Genomic DNA, 16,770 nt, shown 5'->3' with positions numbered 1-16,770 from the left:
CTCCCCGTGAGTGTTTGATAGTCAAACAACTGCCAGGCTAGTAGCATCATGTTCGACAGTCAAACAAGTAGCGGGCGGGAGCTTCGGATGGCGCGGCAAGACCGGGCGGCGCTGACTGCCGCCATCGGAGCCGCGCTCGCCGACCTGCAGGCCGCGTACGACGACCGCGACCGGGCGATGGCCGAAGCGCTCCGAATCAACCGGACCGACCTGCGCTGCCTCGACCTCATCGTGCGCGGCGGCCCGCGCACCGCCACCGAGCTGGCCGCGCGGATGCACCTGACCCGCGGCTCGATGACGACGCTGATCGACCGGCTCGAAGCCGTCGGGTACGTTCAGCGGCAGAGTGATCCGAAGCACGGCCGCCGTAAGCTGATCGTCCCGACCGCGGCCCTCATGGCGGCACTCCATCCGCTGCTCAGGCCCGCCATCGAGAACGGCCAGGCCCGGTTGGCGAAGTACACCGAGGACGAACTGCGGCTCATCCTCGAGTTTCTGCGGGAAACCCACGATGGCCAGGGCGCTGTTATCGACGCCATCCGCGGCGCGCGCCGCGACGATCGCATCATCAACGGCTGATCGGTCATCATGACAAGGACGGCGGTCCGCCGCCTGCGCCGGTAACCGGAAGGCCTCCCCCATTGCACGACCACCACGGGCACCACGACCACGACCACAGCCACGAACAGCACGATCACGAGCAGCACGATCACGCCCATAACCCCGGTCTCTTCTCGCGGCTGCGTCATCAGATCGCGCACGTCTTCACCCCGCACAGCCACGATGCCGCCGACAAGGTGGACACCGCGATGGAGGCTTCGCGGGAAGGGATGCGCACGCTCTGGTCGTCTCTTGCCGTTCTCGGCGCGACGGCGATCGTGCAGGCGGTGATCGTCGCGATTTCCGGCTCGGTCGCGCTGCTCGGCGACGCGGTCCACAACGGCACCGACGCGCTGACGGCCGTGCCCCTCGGTGTCGCCTTCCTGCTCGGGCGGCGCACGGCCACCCGGCGCTACACGTATGGGTACGGTCGGGCCGAGGATCTGGCGGGGATCGCCATCGTGCTCATCATCGCCGCCTCCGCCGGTCTTGCGGCATACGAGGCGATCAACCGGCTGATGCATCCGCAGGTGGTGACTCATCTATGGGCAGTCGCGCTCGCGGCCCTGGTGGGTTTCATCGGCAACGAATGGGTTGCCCGCTATCGCATCGCCACCGGCCGCAGGATCGGTTCGGCCGCGCTGGTCGCGGACGGACTGCACGCGCGCACGGACGGGTTCACCTCGCTCGCGGTGCTGCTGGGCGCGGGTGGCGTCGCGCTCGGCTGGAGGCAGGCCGACCCGGTCGTGGGCCTCGCGATCACGGCCGCGATCCTGCTCGTCCTGCGCGACGCCGCTCGGCAGGTGTACCGGCGCCTGATGGACGCGGTCGATCCGGAGTTGATCGACCGCGCGGAGGAGACGCTGAGTGACGTCGCCGGAGTCCGCGGCGTCGGCGCGGTGCGAATGCGCTGGATCGGGCACGCGCTGCGGGCTGAAGCCGAGATCGTGGTGGATCCGCAGCTGACGGTGGTCCAGGCGCACGCGCTCGCCGTGGCGGCCGAGCACGCCCTCATGCACGCTCTGCCACGGTTGACCGCGGCGACGGTGCACACGGACCACACCACGGATTCGGGCCTCGGCGATCCGCACGCGTCGTTGGCGCACCACACGCACCGCGCCGCGGCCTGACCGGCCGGCCGACCTACTTCCGGACTGCGGAGATCAGCACCAGGACCACGGTGGCTACCGCGAACACGCCGTGAGCCAGCACGACCGGGATCGGGAAGTGCTGCTCCGGCGCCTCGGCCGCGGCCGCGGCCGCCCCGGGAGCCCCGACCGGGTTCACCGCGTGGCGGGTGCGGACCGTGGGCAGCCAGCGGGCGAACATGGCGAGGCCGAGCAGCGCGACCGGCACCAGCAGGCCGAACGCGGTCCAGGCCAGCGCCTTCTTGCCGGCAGCCAGATAGACGATCCAGACCACCAGTCCTGCCGCCGCCAGCAGGAAGTGCCCGAACAGCACCGGGGCCGGCAGCCGCGAGGAGCCGGGGGCGCGCAGCGCGCCCCGGGCGATCCAGGTGCCGAGCAGGTAGAACCCGCCAAGCGCGGTGATCAGCCAGGTGACCAGGGCGGCGATGTGCATGGTGCCCTACTTTCTCGTCGTCGGGAGCGGAGGGGGCAAGTGAAGGGGGCCGGCTACCTGGAGCCGGGCACGGCAGAGGCGCGCGCTGCCGAGGTGGGTTCGAGCCCTTCGCGCTGGACGCTCTCCGCGGCCACGCGCACCCCGTAGCGGTAGGCGAGCTTTCCGCCGAGGAAGCCGGAGACCGCGAGCAGCGCCAGGCTGACGGCCGACAGCGCCAGCTGCCCGGCGCCGACGGACGCGCTGTGCCCGTAGTCGCCGCGCCGCCAGGCGAAGCCGATCGCGTACGCGACCGTCACCGTCAGGTTCAGCGACATGTGCACCAGGCCGGTGCGGAATGCCCGGGTGCCGGTCGGAATCGCGAACAGGTCCAGGAACCCGACGCTGGCCGCCGCGAGCGCGCCCAGCACGCCGACCGCGATCAACCACAGCGAGCCGTCCGCGAGCATGCCGCCGCGCCCGGCCACGTGCGAACCGATGTCGAACACCAGGCTGGCCACCCACGCGCCGATCGGGACGGTGACCAGCAACGGGTGCAGCGGATGGCCGTACGGACCCGCCAGCAGCGGGGAGACCGGGTGTTTGCCGTCCTGCGATGGCGTGCTCACGACCGCCTCCTTCAAGCCCTATTTCGCCAAGAAATATTGGTCTTATTCCTGCGGCCGGTCAAGGACTAGGCGGGTTCGGGTAGCTATTCCTGCCCGGGATACACCCATAGGCGTTAATCTGGGTGAGTGGATCAGCAGCGGGACCCGGTGACCGCGGTCGGCGCGCTCGGCGACGAGCTGCGCCGCGGCATGTACGGCTTCATTCGCCGCGCCCGGCGTCCGGTCACCCGCGACGAGGCGGCGGCGAGCGTCGGCATCTCCCGAAAGCTCGCGGCCTTCCACCTGGACAAGCTGGTGGACGTCGGCCTGCTGCGCACCCGCGCCGACGCCCCCGGCCGGGTGCGCACCGTGGGGCGCGCTCCCAAGCTTTATGAACCGGTCCCCGACCAGATCCACGTGAGCATCCCGGAGCGCCGGCACGAGCTGCTGGCCGAGATCCTCGCCGACGCGGTCCTGACCGAGACCGGCGAGCGCACCGCCCGGGAGTCCGCGTTCGAGGCGGCCGACCGGCGCGGCAACGCGCTAGGGAACGCCGACCGCGACCGGCATCGCCCCGGCCGCCTGGGCACCGAGCGCACCCTGACGCTCGCGGCCGAGACGCTCGAAGACCTCGGATTCGAGCCTGAACGAGCCGCCCCGGCATTGCTGCTGCTGCGCAACTGCCCTTTCCATCCGCTCGCGGCGAAGGCACCGGACCTGGTGTGCGGGATCAACCACCGGTTCCTCGGCGGGTATTTGCAGGGCCTGGGCGCGGCCGACGCCGCCACCGCCGTCCTGCAACCCGAGGCAGGCTCGTGTTGCGTGCGGCTGTGCGCGGCAGACGTGTCCGGCGCCGGACCCGACGGCGCAGCGGCGGAGCAGTGACCGCAGCGCATTGACCGCCGTGCGCCGGCTAGCGCGAATTGTCGCCGGGAACGACGAGTCCTGACTCATACGCCGCGACGACCGCCTGAGTGCGGTCGCGGAGGCCGAGCTTGCCCAGCACCCGGCTCACGTGCGTCTTGACCGTCTCCTCGGTGACGACGAGCCGGGCCGCGATCTCAGGGTTCGACAGTCCCTCCGCGACCAGGCGCAGCACCTGGGTCTCGCGCGGCGTCAGCGCCGAGAGCGCCGTCTTGGACGAGGCGTCCTGTTTCGGGCGCAACTGCGCGAACTCGCTGATGAGGCGTCGGGTGACGGAGGGCGCGAGCAGCGCTTGACCTGAGGCGACCACGCGCACGGCGTCGAACAGCCGCTCCGCTGTCACGTCCTTGAGCAGGAAGCCGCTCGCACCCGCGCGAAGCGCGTCGTAGACGTATTCGTCGAGGTCGAAGGTCGTGAGCACGAGGACGCGTGGAAGCGCACCGCCGGTGGCGTCGTCGCGGCGGTCGTCTCCGAGCAGCTGCCTCGTCGCCTCGATGCCGTCCAGCTCCGGCATCCGCACGTCCATCAGCACCACGTCCGGGTGCGACTCGCGGCAGATCCGCACCGCCTCGGCGCCGTCGCTCGCCGTGCCGACGACGGTGAAATCGGATTGGGTGTCCAGCAAGGCGGCGTAGCCGGTGCGCACCACCTGGTGGTCATCCGCGACGACGACGCGGATCGCGGCGGACCCGGCGGTCATGCGATCACCTCTGCCTTGGCGGGGAGGGTGGCTTCGACCAGGAAGCCGCCGATGGATGCCGGACCGGCGGTCAGCAGGCCGCCGACTGCGGTGGCTCGCTCGCGCATCCCCAGCAGTCCGTGCCCGGCCCCGGGTTTCGCCGGGCCGGCTTCCACGGCTTCGAATCCTGTTCCTGGCCCGTTGTCGCGTACGCGCAAACGCAGCGTCTCCGCGGTGTAGTGCAGCTCCACATCGACCGCGGCGCCCGGGGCGTGGCGCCGGGCGTTGGTGAGGGCTTCCTGGATGATGCGGTACGCGGCGAGCTCGACGCCGGGGTCGAGGGTGGTCGGCGACCCGGAGACGATCAGCCGTACGCCGGTCATGGAGGCATTCCTCGCTTCGTCCAGCAGCTCGACGAGCTGTTGGAGGGTCGGCTGCGGTCTCAGGTCGGCCCGCGGCTTCTGCGGGTCCGGCCGCTGCGGATCGGCGTCGCGCGCGTCCTCGCGCAACACTCCGAGCAGGCGGCGCATCTCGGTCAGCGCGGCCCGCGCGGTGTCGCCGATCTCCAGCAGCCTGCGGGCTCCGGCGGTGGGCAGTCCCGGGGTGGCCAGGCGGGCCGTTTCCGCCTGCACGGCGATCATCGAGATGTGGTGGGCGACCACGTCGTGCAGCTCGCGGGCGATGCGGGCCCGTTCGCCGCGGGCCGAGTGCTCCATCAGGGTGCTGGCGATCACTTCCTGCGCCTCGCTGCGGGCCAGTGCCTCGCCGCGCTCCCGCACGGCCAGTCCGGCCAGCGCCGCCGCCGGGGCGAGCGAGGCCAGCAGCACGGTGAGGAAACCGGTCTCGCGGTCGGGCGGATCGAATCCGGCGAGCGCGAGCGCGACGAAGGGGGCGGCGAGAGCCGGGGCCAGCACTCGCGAGCCGCAGCGCCCGAGCCGGTAGCCGACGAGCAGCTGCCCGGCCGCGCCCGCGAGGGTCAGCGTGTGGAAGATCCCGAGCATCAGGACGTTCGCGGCGCTCACCGATACCGCCGCGGCGGCCGGGCGCAGGAGCGCGGGCGCCAGGGTGGAGGTCAGCGCGAGCAGGTAGACCACCATCGCGGCCTGCCAGCTCAGGTCGGTGTCGCCGAGGTGCAGGACCCGGGTCGGCCCATCGACGCTCTCGCCGACCCTGACGGTCGCCGTGGCTGTCGTGCGCACGGCCAGTTCGAGCACCGCGGCCAGGCTCAGCAGGGTCGCGGCGAGAGCCGGGATCCGCGCGGCCGTGGCGAACCGCCGGCCGCTGCGCGTCCACCGCTCGCCCCGCTCTCCCGCTGCGGTCACCTGTTCGCCTCCCATGATCGCCTGCCGCCAAGCGCCGAGGCCGCCACGCCCGGCACCGCCATTGTCGCCGCTGGTTGGGCGCACCGACGTCCCCGGTCGCGGTGACACTTGCATCCCCCGCGCGAGGGATGTCCGGAGGTTTAGCTCCCTCGGGTCAGCTACGGTGAGGATTGCTCCGTGGCGTGACGACCCCTGGTGCGGCCCGCCCCTAGCCTGCGTGGCATGGAAGCAGCCATCGAAGTGAACGGCCTGCGCAAGCGGTTCGGGCCGACGCAGGCGCTGGACGGATTGTCCTTCGCCGTGCAGCCAGGACAGGTGACCGGGTTCGTCGGCCCGAACGGCGCCGGCAAGTCGACCACGATGCGGGTGATCCTCGGTCTCGATGCGCCCGACGCGGGTACCGCGCTGGTCGGCGGGCAGCCGTATCGCAGCCTGCGCCACCCGCTCAGCCATTTGGGTTCGCTACTGGACGCCGCCGCCTTGCAGCCGAGCCGTTCGGCCCGCAACCACCTGCTCTGGCTGGCGCATTCGCAGGGCCTTGCGGCGCGCCGGGTGGACGAGGTGGTGGAGCAGGCCGGCCTCGGTTCGGCGATCCGCCGCAAGGCCGGCGGCTTCTCGCTCGGCATGCGGCAGCGGCTGGGCATCGCCGCGGCGCTGCTCGGCGATCCCCCGGCGCTCATGCTCGACGAGCCGTTCAACGGCATGGATCCCGAGGGCATCGTGTGGATGCGCGGGTTCCTGCGCTCACTGGCCGCGCAGGGCCGGGCGATCTTGGTCTCCAGCCATCTGATGAGCGAGCTGCAGGACGCCGCGGACCACCTGGTGGTGGTCGGCCGCGGCAAGGTCATCGCCGACACCAGCGTCGCCGAACTGATCGCCGCGGCGTCCGGCGACCGTGTAGCAGTGCGCACCGCCGCGCGCACGCACGCGATGACGGTGCTCGCGAACGCGGGGGCGACGGTGGCCGCCACGGGCTTGGAGACGTTGACCATCTCTGGATTGACAGCGGAGCGCGTCGTCACGCTGCTCAACGCGAGCGCCGTGCCGTTCTCCGAGGTCTCGGCGCATCGCGCGTCGCTGGAGGAGGCGTACATGGAGCTGACCCGCGAGGCGGTCGAGTTCCGCGCCGCGCCGGCCGAAGACGCCAACGGCAGCGAGGGGGCGGCGCGATGACGACGACGAGCTCTGTCACGCCGTATCGCACCGAGGTGCACTCAGCGCGCGATGGATTCGCGCAGTCGCTGCGAGCGGAGTGGACCAAGTTCCGCACCGTGCGCGGCTGGATCATCGGCCTGTTCGTCGCGGTGCTGGTGATGGTGGGGCTCGGTCTGCTGACCGCGACCGCCGGGTCGATCCAGTGCGGCGGCGGCCCCGGCAATTCGGGCCAGCGCAGCGGCGCGGCCTGCCGGTTGAACCCGCCGCTCGGACCGGATGGCGAGGCGGTGTTCGACACCTTCTACTTCGTGCATCAGCCGCTGGCCGGAAACGGAACCATCACCGCGCGAGTCACCTCGTTCACCGGCCTGTATTCGCCTCAAGGCGCGATTGGATCCGGGTCGGACACGGCCGGGATGGTCTCGGGCACGCAACCCTGGTCCAAGGCGGGGATCATCATCAAGCAGAGCGACGCGGCGGGTTCGGCGTATGCGGCGATGATGGTCACCGGCGGCAACGGCGTGCGGATGCAGTACAACTTCACGCACGACGTCGCCGGTACGCCGGGGGCCGTCAGCTCGTCGTCTCCGCGTTGGCTGCGCTTGGTCCGCAGCGGCGACACCATCACCGGCTACGACTCGCTCGACGGCACGCACTGGACCGCCGTCAGCAGCGCGACCTTGGCCGGCCTACCGTCCACGGTCCAGGTCGGCCTGTTCGCGACCTCGCCCGGCTACACGGTGACCACGCAGAACTTCGGGGGCGGGTCCTCGGTGGGAGGCCCTACCCAGGCCACCGGTTCCTTCGACAACGTCGCCGTGCAAGGCGCGGCGCAGGGCGCGACGTGGCAGGGTGACGTGGTCGGAACCGCCAAGGCGCGCGCCGCGGACCTGCTGCAGGCCGCGAACTACCAGCAGTCCGGTGACGGCTTCACGGTGACCGGCACCGGGGACATCGCGCCGTGGGGCGCGGGCGGCCTTGGCGACGGACGGCCGGTGGAGCAGAGCCTGGTCGGCGCCTTCGCCGGGCTGATCGCCATCGCGATCGTCGCCGCCATGTTCATCACGGCCGAGTACCGCAGGGGCCTCATCCGGCTCACCTTGGCGGCCACTCCCCGGCGCGGACGCGTCCTGGCGGCGAAGGCGGTCGTCATCGGCACCATGACGTTCCTGGTCGGGCTGGTCGCGTCCGTCATTGCGATGCCGCTGAGCGACCACATCGCGTACAACCACGGCCGGTACATCCTTCCGGTCTCGTCGCTGACGGAATTCCGGGTCATCGTGGGCACCGCGGCGTTGTTCGCCGGCGTCGCGATCTTCGCGCTCGGCGTGGGGGCGCTGCTGCGGCGCAGCGCCACGACGGTGACCGTCGTGATCGTGATGATCGTGCTGCCCTACATCCTCGCGGTCGCCTCCGTGCTGCCCGCCGACGCCGCGCAGTGGCTGATGCGCCTGACCCCCGCGGCCGCGTTCTCGGTGCAGCAGAGCTTGGTGGCGTATCCGCAGGTGACGGCCAGTTACACGCCGTCGAACGGGTACTTCCCGCTCGCGCCATGGGCCGGTTTCGCGGTGCTCTGCGGCTACGCGATCCTCGCCCTCGGCCTGGCCCACCTGCGGCTGAGCCGGAGGGACGCGTGAGCCGGGTGGTGGACCAGGATTCCCGGGAAGCGGGGGCATCGGGGATCGGGCGGGCGCCTCGCCGGGCGCCCGCCCGGCGGGAGCCGCGCGGCCGCCGGGCGAACCTGGCCGAGTCGCTGCATGCCGAGTGGACCAAGCTGCGCACGCTGCCGGGCACGTTCTGGCTGCTGCTGGCCATCGCCGTGCTGACGATCGCGGTGAGCGCCGCGGCGGAGGCCGCCGTGCCCTGCTCGGCCGCCGACTGCGGTCAGGACCCTGCCAAGGTCGGCCTCACCGGGATCGAGTTCGGGCAGGCGGTGGTCGCCATCCTCGCGGTGCTGGCGGTCAGCGGCGAGTACAGCACCGGCATGATCCGGGTCACGTTCGCCGCCATGCCGCGCCGCATGACCGTGCTGGCGGCGAAAGCCACGCTAATCAGCGGCCTGACTCTGTTCGCCGGGGCCGTGGCCGTGCTCGGTTCGGTGCTGGTCGGCCGGCTGGTCATGCCCGGCAAGGGGTTCACGGCGGCGCATGGCTATCCGCGGCTGCTCGCGTTGACGGACTCGTCGGTCTTGCGAGCAACGGGCGGCTCAGTGCTCTACCTCGGGCTCATCGCGCTGCTCAGCCTCGGTATCGCGACCCTGATACGTGACTCGGCCACGTCGATCGGGGTCGTGTTGGCCCTGCTCTATCTCTCGCCGATCATCGCGGGGGTGGTCAGCGATCCGCATTGGCACAACCGCATCGAGCGCTACTCGCCGATGAACGCGGGCCTATCCATCCAGGCGACCAGGGACCTGGCCGGCATGCCGATAGGCCCGTGGGAGGGGCTGGGGGTGCTCGCCGCGTGGGCCGCCGGGGCACTGCTCGCCGGCGGCTTGGCGCTGCGGCTTCGTGACGCCTGAGGCGTGATCCGGCATCCGACGCGCGGCCGTCACACGCGGGTGAGCGACTGCGGTTCGTGCCTCCAGGCGAGGAAGTCGTGCAGGTCAGTGGCCGCCATCGCGGACATCCGCGCGTTTCGGGCCGCAGCGGCTTGGCCGGCCGGGTGCCACATGCGGATGCTGTCGAGCACGAGGGCGTGGACACGCGCGGTGCGGTCGCGGCGCAGGGCGGTGTACTGCTCGAAGCGCTCGGGGAAGTCCTCGGGCGCGGCCTGGTCGAGCAGATCGGCGAGCAGCACCGCGTCCTCGACCGCCTGGCACGCCCCCTGCGCCGCGTAGTGCAGCGCGGCGTGGGCGGCGTCGCCGAGCAGCACGACCGGGCCGTCGGTCCAGCGCGATGCGGCGCAGTGCCGTCTCGGGCCATTACCTCAGTGCATCAGCGAGGCGCCCGGCCGCGTACGCGACCGCCTCACGGCCGAGCGTGAACGCGCCGAACATGCCGAAGAAGCCGTGCGCCATGCCCTCGTAGCGGCGCAGTTCGACCTCGGCTCCTTCCTCGCGGAGCCGCTGCGCGTACTGCTCGCCCTGGTCGCGCAGGGGGTCGTACTCGGCGGTGATCACGGTCGCGTCCGGCAGTCCGGCCAGGCTGGGCGCGCGTAACGGCGAGGCCAGCGGGTCGAGCCCGTCCCGCTCGTCGGTTAGATAGTGCTTCCAGTACCACTCGACCGACCACCGGTTGAACAGCAGCGGGTCCTCGTACGCGCGCAGCGCCTCCGGGTCCCAGCCGTAATCGGTGTTCGGATACACCAGGAGCTGGTGGCGCAGCTTCGGCCCGCCGCGCTCGCGGGCCAGCAGGGTGACGGCGGCGGCGAGGTTGCCTCCCGCGCTGTCGCCGCCGACGGCGAGGCGGTCGGCGTCCACGCCGAGCCGAGCGGCGTTGCGCGCCACCCAGTCGAGTCCGGCGTAGCTGTCCTCGACGGCGGCCGGGAACGGGTGTTCCGGGGCCAGCCGGTACTGCACGGAGGCGGTCACGCAGCCGGCCGCGTTGGTCAGCGCCCGGCAGATCGCATCGCAGGTCTCGAGGTTGCCCAGCGTCCACCCGCCGCCGAAGTAGTAGACCAGGGCCGGCCGGTCGCGCCCGTCATCGGGCTCGTACACGCGGATGCGCAGTCCGCCGCCGGGCCCGGCGGCGACGTGCTCGGTGACCGCGTGCACCGGCTCGCCGCTGCCGACGGCAGCTTGGATATCGGCCAGGTCAGCGGCCCTGGCCTGCGCCAGCGACAGCGTATAGAGCGGCGCCGCGCCCTCACGCTCCCGGCGCGCGCGCATCGCCTCGACTTCCGGATGTAGCGGCATCGGGTCCCCTCCCTAAAGTCGGCGTCGGCCGCGCCGAGGGCTACAGGTCCATCGCGCGGACGATGATCTTTGCGGCGATCTCGGTGGTCACGTGCCTGCCGACGGTGCCGAGGATCGCCGCCGCGCCGCGCAGCCGCGACTTGATCTCCGGATCCGACTCCCCGTCGGCGGCGCGTTCGAGCCCCAGGATCAGCTCGGCGACGAATTCGTCCGCCTGCACGGTGCCCTCGGTGTCCAGCGCCTCGTTCTCAGTCATGAGCCGACGTTATCTTGTGCCCTCCCCGGCGTCGCGACCAGTCCGGCATACCGGTGCCTAAGTACGCCGATCGTTGGCTCGCCGGCCGACTGTGGTGAGCCGGGTCACAGCGCGCCGAGGCCGTTGGGGGTGCCGAGCCCGGTCGGACCGTCGTACCCCTTGACCGCGGTGCAAAGGTAGTCGCCGCCGCAGTCCCAGTCGGCGTTCGAGCCCGAGACGACATCGTTGAGGGCCGCCGCATGGCCGTAAATGTACTGCGCGGTGGTGAGCTGGGCGGAGTTGCCGGCCAGGGCGATCATCGCGGCGACGATCGGCGATGAGGCGCTGGTGCCGCCGAAGACGCCCCAGGAGCCCTGCACGTAGACGGCGAGTCCGGTCTTCGGGTCGGCGACCGCGGAGACGTCCGAGGCGGTGCGCCAGGTGCAGTGCGCGTCATGCTGCCAAGCCGGCTTGGCCACATACGCGGAGCAGCCTGATCCGGCGCCGGACCAGGCGGTCTCGGTCCAGCCGCGGCTGGTCGAGGAGGCCTTTGTCAGGCTGGTGCCGCCGACCGCGATCACGTTGGGCAGCGAGGTGGGCCAGGCCGCTTCCTGGAAGCCGTTGTCGCCGCTGGAGACGGTCACCGCCACCCCGCTGTGCTGGAACGCGGAGCTGAGTGCCTGTGTCTCGGTGGACTCGTCCGCGCCCCAGCTGTTGGAGACCGCGACGGCTCCCGAGCCGATCGCCGTGCGCTCCGCGGCTGCCAGCGCGGCCGCGCTCGCGTCGTCCGCCTCGACCAGCAGGATCCGGCACTCGGGGCAGGTCGCGGAGACCATGTCGAGGTCGAGGGACACCTCGTCGCTCCAGTCGTCGCTACGGTCGTAGGCGGGCAGCGGGGAGGCCTTGCCCTGCCCGTTGACCTTCTTGAAGCAGCCGTCGGCCGCGGTGCACGCGGCCAGGCCGTAGGTCTTTCGGTAGACGGCGAGGTCCGCTTCCGCGGTCGGGTCGTCGTGCGCGTCGACGACAGCCACCGTGCGGCCCGAGCCGCCGGTCGCAGGGAGCTTATATGCCGAGAGCAGATCGGCACGCGCGTATCCGTCCGGCAGCCCCTTCGGCGTGCTGTTCGTCGCGGTCCGGTTGACCAGTGCCAGGCAGCGGGCGAACCCAGGCTTGGCGGAGGGACAGACCGCACTGATCCCGTTCGGCTTGCCGGTTCCCGGGCTGCTGTTGGAAGGGAGCGCGATGCCGTGTGGAGCGCTGACCAGGGCGGCGTGGTGCACGGTCTCGTCCAGCGTGCTGCCGTTGGCGTCCGCGGCGTGAATCCGAACTGCGAGATAGCCGGCCGGAAGGGACGCAGGGATCGACCATGTGCCGTGGATGTGGTGTCCGCCGTTGGTGAGCGTGACCTTCAGCGGCTGCCACGTCGTGCCGTCGTCGTAGGACACCTCGACGGTCGCGGTTGTCGTGGCTGGATCGGCGGCGTAGGCCTGATGCTGCAGGTCGGCGTCGAACACCCCTTGGCCGGAAACGGATTCGTGGCCGTCCGCGAGGAACCAGGCGCTCGCATAAAGGATCGGCAGTGGCGCGCACGGCGAGCAGCCATAGGAGGAAGGCACAGTCGACTTCGTGACCTGCGACGAGTCGAACCCCCACTCGATCCGTGAGTGAGTGGACAGCGCCGACTGGGATTCGTCGTGCGTCGTGTCGATGGAGTAGACGTAGCGGTGCGCTGCGGCGGGAAGTGCCTGGTCGAAGATCACGCCCATCGTCGTGTTGCGGTAGATCGTCTTGCCGTCCTCGGTGATCGTGGTCGGGCCGTCGCTCCACTGTCCGACATCGCCCGAGGCATCGGTGTCCATGGCGTCGATGCCGTGCAGGGTGTTGCTTTCCCGGCAGAGGAAGCAGGGGCCGTCGTAGGTCGCGGGCGCCGGGACGATCAGGCCACCGCGCCACGTGAGCGGGACCTGCTCGCCGGGCTTCGCGTGCGCGATGCGTTCTAGCTCGCCGTCGAGGAAGGCATTGGGCGTGGGCAGCATGAAGCCGTCGTAGACCAGGGTTGAGGATGCCGAGACGTAGCGCACGTCGGTGGACGGTGCGTGTCCGGGGGTCCAGGGCAGGTCGGGCAGCGCGGGATCGTTCGGACCGTCGCTGCTGAGCAGGAAGCCGTCGGACAGCATCAGGTCCTGGGCCGGGGTGTCGGTGACGTAGGTGTCGTCGAAGGTGGCCAGGGAGGAGGCCGCGATGGTGTAGGTCTGATTCGCCGGGATCTGTGCGGTCTTCGGGATCGCCGCGACGTAGCTGTACGGCGAGCCGGCCGAGGCGGGCGAGTTCTGCCGCGCCAGGACGGAGAACTGCATGACGCCGTGCTGCGCCTTCGCGGCCGCGCCGACGTAGAACTTCGTGCCGGCCAGCGCGCCGAGGTCCAGCGCGTCGAGGTTTCCGGCCACGCCGCGGATCCAGCCGACCGTGCCGACCTCGAAGACGCTCGGCCGCGGCGTGACGAACGAGACCGGCTGGGCGCCGCGCCCGTCGAGGCTCACCGTCGCTCCGGCGGCGGTGACGGTCACGTCGGTCGCGGTCAGCAGGTCGGTTTCGGTGGAGTCGCCCTTGGCGTCGGTGTCGAAGACGGCGACCGCGACGCCGTAGTGCCCGGCCGGCACCTGAATCCGGGCGTCGCCGCCGGTCATGACGCCGTCCCAGGTCGCGCGAGCCGGGTCGTCGACGTTGACGAGCATGACTTCTGCGGCGGCGGCCGGGACACCCTCGTGGTCGAGCGCCTTGATATCGAGGAGCGACATCGCGTAGTGCGGCCGGACGGCCCCCGCAGCACGCACACCGGCCTCACCGACGCGGAAATCGGCGAGCGAGGATATGTGGCCGAAGGCGTTGACCGGCACGACGGTGACCTGCCCGCCGACGATCGATGTCACCGCAGCGCCCTGATGTCCCGGCGCCGGAATGAAGTGCACTCGGCTGGCGCTTCCCGATCCGGTCACCTGCACGTGATCACCGGTCGGCAGGCTGTACAGCCGCGACGAACCGGCCGCCGCACGTGGGGTCGAGCTCGCGCTTGCCGGCTTGGCCCCGCCTGGCAGCAGCCCTATGACGAGTGGCGCGGCGGCCATGGCCGCGACGATTCCTTTGCCCCGCACCTGAAGTCTCCGCCCGCATTCTCGTAAAGTTACTTAACTTGCCTGGCAGACTGTAAGGGTTCGACGCCCGGACGTCAACGGCTGCCGCAGCCGGTAAAGGGCGCTGTCCGATACCCACGGCACCCGCCGGGACCGCAGGCGCTGAGCGGGACGTTGAACGGCTGGAGCGGTCCTGCCGTGTGATGGTCGTGACCTCTTCAACCCCCACGCGACTCGCCGCCCGGCGCACGCGCCGCCCGGTCGCCGCGGTTCTCATCGCCGCCGCCACCGTGCTCGTGCTGCTCACCGCGGCGTGCGCATCGTCGAGCACTCCCACCGCGCCGGCAGTCTCGGCAGCGGCGGCGGGCGCGCCGGTGTCGAGCGGAGGCGCGACCGCGGTCTGCGCTCACGACACCGTGGTCGCCACGTACCAGACGGCTTACGACGGCGCGCAGCCGCTGTGCCGCGGCTTCGCCGGAGACGCCGACCACGCCGGGGAAGGCCTGGCCGGAACCGAGACCACGGACCGCGTCGACACGGTGGTGCAGTGGATGCTGCTGCACGCCCGCGCGATCTACAGCTTCCAGCCGACCGCCGCCTGGCTCGCCGCCAACCCGCACCCGCGCGACGTCAACGGCTACTTCCACCGGCAGTCGAACCCGGCGCCCGGGGACACCGCGATGCGGGCTTACAAGGACTTCCTCACCCCCGCGCCCGGACACGCCGGCAACGAGCAGGACTACGCGCTGGTGTCGGTGATCGTCTCGCCGACCGCGAAGGATGAGCCGACACACGGGACCGCCGGCGGCGGGGTCTGGCTGGTCGGCTGCCTTGTCTACCACAGCGACAACCACGAGTACCTCGAGACCTGCCCGTCGTGGGTGTGGACCGTGCCGGTGGTCCCCGCGGTCAAACGGCGCCTGTAGCCACTTCTTTCATCATCGCGGTCGTGGGATCTCCTCCTGAAATTCAGCTGCCGTATACCGCGGCGGCTGGGACTGGTCACCATCGGGCACCGCCATGCGCCTAGGGTCGGCGCTCGTGGCCGAGATCTCCCGACGCTCCGCCCTGACGCTGCTCGGCGCGGGCGCGCTGGCCGCCGGTGCGACGACTGCTGTGCACGCCGCGACGTCACATCCGGCGTCACCGCGCGTGGCCGAAGGGCCAGACAATCCGGTCCGCGCGGAGAACCGGCGGGCGGGCAGCGCCGACTGGCGGATCGGGTCCGGCGGCACGGTCGGCGCGGACGACCTGGGCCGCCAGGTCAAGGGTTACGCCTCGGCCACCAGCGTCAGTCTCGGCGAGTCGATCAGCTTTCACGTATCGACCGATCCGGCGCGTTCCTTCGTCGTCGACATCTACCGGCTCGGCGACTACGGCGGGCTCGGCGCGCGCCGGATGGGCGGAAGTCCCCCGCTGCCGGGCCGCACTCAACCGGAGCCGGTCACCGACCGGGCGACCGGGATGATCAGCTGCGCGTGGGATGCGGACTGGACGATCACCGTGCCGCGTACGTGGACTGCGGGAAGCTACCTGGCCGCCTTCACCGCTGAAAGCGGGCACCGCAGTTACGCGCCGTTCGTGGTGCGCGATGACGCGCGGCGCGCGGATTTCCTCGTGGTGCTGCCCTTCTCGACATATCAGGCGTACAACCAGTGGCCGCTCGACGGGAAAGTCGGCAAAAGCCTGTACTACGGCTACGGGCACGACGGGAATCCGGGCGCGGCCGGGAGCGAGGCGGGTTCCTCGCGCACCGACGTCAACGGCGCGCCCATCGCGTACGGTACGCGGGCTCGCCAGGTCAGCTTCGCCCGGCCGTACGAGAACGTCGGACTGCCGCAGCGCGCCGATCTCGACTACGAGTTCCTGCAGTGGGCCGAACGCAGCGGATACGACCTGAGCTACGCGACCAGCGTGGATCTGCACGACGGCCGCATCGATCCGTCGCAGTACTCTGCTCTGGTCTTCTCAGGGCACGATGAGTACTGGTCGCGCACGATGCGCGACAGGGTTTCCGCTGCCATCGGGTCCGGCACGCATGTCGCGTTCATCGCGGCGAACAACGTGTACTGGCACGTGCGCTTCGAGTCGGACGACCAAGGGCGCAGCAGCCACGTCATGTCCTGCTGGAAAAGCGATCCGGATCCGCAGGCCGACAGCAGCGGCCCGACCTGCCTGTGGCGCACCGTAAATCCGCACGGAGCGCAGGCGGAGCAGAGCCTCATCGGCGTTCAGTACAACGGGATCCCCAAGGCCGAGATGCCGCTGGTGGTCAGCGGCGCGGACCACTGGTTCTGGAGCGGGACCGGGGTCAAGGACGGCGAAAGCATCGCGGGCATCGTCGGCGGCGAGGCGGACGGGTTCGATGCGTCAGCGCCCAAGCCACCGGCGGCGCGGCACACGATGCTCTCGGCGTCGCACTTCATGGCGCTCGGCGGCAGCGATTGGCCGCGCATCCAGCACACCAGCCTCTACGAGACCGAGCGCGGCGCGATCGTGTTCGCCGCCGGCACGTTCAACTGGTCGCTCGGCCTCAACCGGCCCGGTTACGTCGACGCGCGCATCCAGCGCGCCACGGCGAATCTGTTCAATCGGTTGCGGCAGCGTCCGGCTTAGACCCGGCGTCAAGCCGTGTCCCGTTCAACTGGACAACCGCTCACCCGCCGCCCGCCGTCTCGCTTTCCCCAATAAAACTCCGCGATG

The 16,770-nt window shown here is 71.0% G+C and carries 15 protein-coding genes and 1 pseudogene; 8 read left to right on the top strand and 8 right to left on the bottom strand.

Translation table 11 applies throughout. The annotated features are described in order from the left end of the window. The first annotated feature begins 87 nt into the window (after positions 1-87). The gene (locus VFA06_RS02470; protein WP_324838703.1) at positions 88-579 is read left to right on the top strand and encodes a MarR family winged helix-turn-helix transcriptional regulator; all 492 of its coding nucleotides are present in this window, start codon (positions 88-90) and stop codon (positions 577-579) included. 62 nt (positions 580-641) lie between these two features. Then, positions 642-1,730, top strand: coding sequence for a cation diffusion facilitator family transporter (locus tag VFA06_RS02465; protein WP_324838702.1), 1,089 nt, complete (start codon positions 642-644; stop codon positions 1,728-1,730). A gap of 13 nt (positions 1,731-1,743) precedes the next feature. Here VFA06_RS02465 and VFA06_RS02460 read toward each other — a convergent pair whose 3' ends face one another. Both VFA06_RS02460 and VFA06_RS02455 read right to left on the bottom strand, forming a co-directional pair. Then, on the bottom strand, positions 1,744-2,181 hold the full coding sequence (locus VFA06_RS02460; RefSeq protein WP_324838701.1) for a hypothetical protein: 438 nt from the start codon (positions 2,179-2,181) through the stop codon (positions 1,744-1,746). A 53-nt stretch (positions 2,182-2,234) separates the two neighbouring features. Beyond that, positions 2,235-2,786 carry a DUF2231 domain-containing protein gene (locus VFA06_RS02455; RefSeq protein ID WP_324838700.1) on the bottom strand — a complete coding sequence of 184 codons (552 nt, stop codon included), beginning with the start codon at positions 2,784-2,786 and terminating at the stop codon, positions 2,235-2,237. A 126-nt stretch (positions 2,787-2,912) separates the two neighbouring features. Here VFA06_RS02455 and VFA06_RS02450 point away from each other — a divergent pair, with 126 nt between their 5' ends. Then, positions 2,913-3,650 carry a helix-turn-helix transcriptional regulator gene (locus VFA06_RS02450; protein WP_324838699.1) on the top strand — a complete coding sequence of 246 codons (738 nt, stop codon included), beginning with the start codon at positions 2,913-2,915 and terminating at the stop codon, positions 3,648-3,650. Between the two features lie 28 nt (positions 3,651-3,678). Here the strand turns inward: VFA06_RS02450 and VFA06_RS02445 are convergent, their stop codons facing one another. Both VFA06_RS02445 and VFA06_RS02440 read right to left on the bottom strand, forming a co-directional pair. Beyond that, a complete protein-coding gene (locus VFA06_RS02445) occupies positions 3,679-4,389 on the bottom strand; it encodes a response regulator transcription factor (RefSeq protein ID WP_324838698.1) in 711 nt (236 codons plus the stop codon). Next, positions 4,386-5,690 (bottom strand): sensor histidine kinase, encoded by a 1,305-nt coding sequence (locus tag VFA06_RS02440; RefSeq protein WP_324838697.1) that lies wholly within the window; start codon positions 5,688-5,690, stop codon positions 4,386-4,388. The genes VFA06_RS02445 and VFA06_RS02440 overlap by 4 nt, the downstream gene beginning before the upstream one ends. Positions 5,691-5,912: 222 nt before the next feature. On the opposite strand from VFA06_RS02440, the gene VFA06_RS02435 reads away from it, so the two are divergent. The 3 genes from VFA06_RS02435 (at position 5,913) to VFA06_RS02425 (ending at position 9,366) form a co-directional block, all read left to right on the top strand. Next, positions 5,913-6,863, top strand: a complete 951-nt coding sequence (locus tag VFA06_RS02435) for an ABC transporter ATP-binding protein (protein ID WP_324838696.1) — start codon at positions 5,913-5,915, stop codon at positions 6,861-6,863. Further along, positions 6,860-8,482, top strand: a complete 1,623-nt coding sequence (locus VFA06_RS02430; RefSeq protein ID WP_324838695.1) for an ABC transporter permease subunit — start codon at positions 6,860-6,862, stop codon at positions 8,480-8,482. The genes VFA06_RS02435 and VFA06_RS02430 overlap by 4 nt, the downstream gene beginning before the upstream one ends. A 104-nt stretch (positions 8,483-8,586) precedes the next feature. Continuing rightward, positions 8,587-9,366: an ABC transporter permease gene (locus VFA06_RS02425; protein ID WP_414639807.1), complete on the top strand. Its 780-nt coding sequence runs from the start codon at positions 8,587-8,589 to the stop codon at positions 9,364-9,366. A gap of 29 nt (positions 9,367-9,395) precedes the next feature. Here the strand turns inward: VFA06_RS02425 and VFA06_RS02420 are convergent. The 4 genes and pseudogenes from VFA06_RS02420 to VFA06_RS02405 form a co-directional block, all read right to left on the bottom strand. Continuing rightward, positions 9,396-9,743, bottom strand: a pseudogene (locus VFA06_RS02420) (FAD-dependent monooxygenase); the annotation flags it as partial. Positions 9,744-9,768: 25 nt separating this feature from the next. Then, positions 9,769-10,701, bottom strand: a complete 933-nt coding sequence (locus VFA06_RS02415; RefSeq protein ID WP_324838693.1) for an alpha/beta hydrolase — start codon at positions 10,699-10,701, stop codon at positions 9,769-9,771. Positions 10,702-10,741: 40 nt separating this feature from the next. Then, positions 10,742-10,957, bottom strand: a complete 216-nt coding sequence (locus VFA06_RS02410; protein WP_324838692.1) for a hypothetical protein — start codon at positions 10,955-10,957, stop codon at positions 10,742-10,744. A 104-nt stretch (positions 10,958-11,061) separates the two neighbouring features. After that, complete coding sequence (locus VFA06_RS02405; RefSeq protein ID WP_324838691.1) at positions 11,062-14,088, bottom strand: S53 family peptidase; 3,027 nt, start codon at positions 14,086-14,088, stop codon at positions 11,062-11,064. Positions 14,089-14,276: 188 nt separating this feature from the next. Here VFA06_RS02405 and VFA06_RS02400 point away from each other — a divergent pair, with 188 nt between their 5' ends. Both VFA06_RS02400 and VFA06_RS02395 read left to right on the top strand, forming a co-directional pair. Beyond that, the gene (locus VFA06_RS02400; protein WP_324838690.1) at positions 14,277-14,993 is read left to right on the top strand and encodes a hypothetical protein; all 717 of its coding nucleotides are present in this window, start codon (positions 14,277-14,279) and stop codon (positions 14,991-14,993) included. Between the two features lie 115 nt (positions 14,994-15,108). Further along, positions 15,109-16,683 (top strand): N,N-dimethylformamidase beta subunit family domain-containing protein, encoded by a 1,575-nt coding sequence (locus VFA06_RS02395; protein WP_324838689.1) that lies wholly within the window; start codon positions 15,109-15,111, stop codon positions 16,681-16,683. The last annotated feature ends 87 nt before the right edge of the window (positions 16,684-16,770 follow it).

This window comes from Actinocrinis sp., from assembly GCF_035653575.1.
Classification (GTDB): domain Bacteria; phylum Actinomycetota; class Actinomycetes; order Streptomycetales; family Catenulisporaceae; genus Actinocrinis.
This window is presented reverse-complemented; position numbering and strand designations above follow the sequence as displayed.

Excerpts from the sequence above, each read along its gene's own strand:
- VFA06_RS02470 (WP_324838703.1), top strand. The coding sequence starts at position 88 with ATGGCGCGGCAAGACCGGGCGGCGCTGACTGCCGCCATCGGAGCCGCG.
- VFA06_RS02460 (WP_324838701.1), bottom strand. The coding sequence starts at position 2,181 with ATGCACATCGCCGCCCTGGTCACCTGGCTGATCACCGCGCTTGGCGGG.
- VFA06_RS02445 (WP_324838698.1), bottom strand. The coding sequence starts at position 4,389 with ATGACCGCCGGGTCCGCCGCGATCCGCGTCGTCGTCGCGGATGACCAC.
- VFA06_RS02435 (WP_324838696.1), top strand. The coding sequence starts at position 5,913 with ATGGAAGCAGCCATCGAAGTGAACGGCCTGCGCAAGCGGTTCGGGCCG.
- VFA06_RS02430 (WP_324838695.1), top strand. The coding sequence starts at position 6,860 with ATGACGACGACGAGCTCTGTCACGCCGTATCGCACCGAGGTGCACTCA.
- VFA06_RS02415 (WP_324838693.1), bottom strand. The coding sequence starts at position 10,701 with ATGCCGCTACATCCGGAAGTCGAGGCGATGCGCGCGCGCCGGGAGCGT.
- VFA06_RS02410 (WP_324838692.1), bottom strand. The coding sequence starts at position 10,957 with ATGACTGAGAACGAGGCGCTGGACACCGAGGGCACCGTGCAGGCGGAC.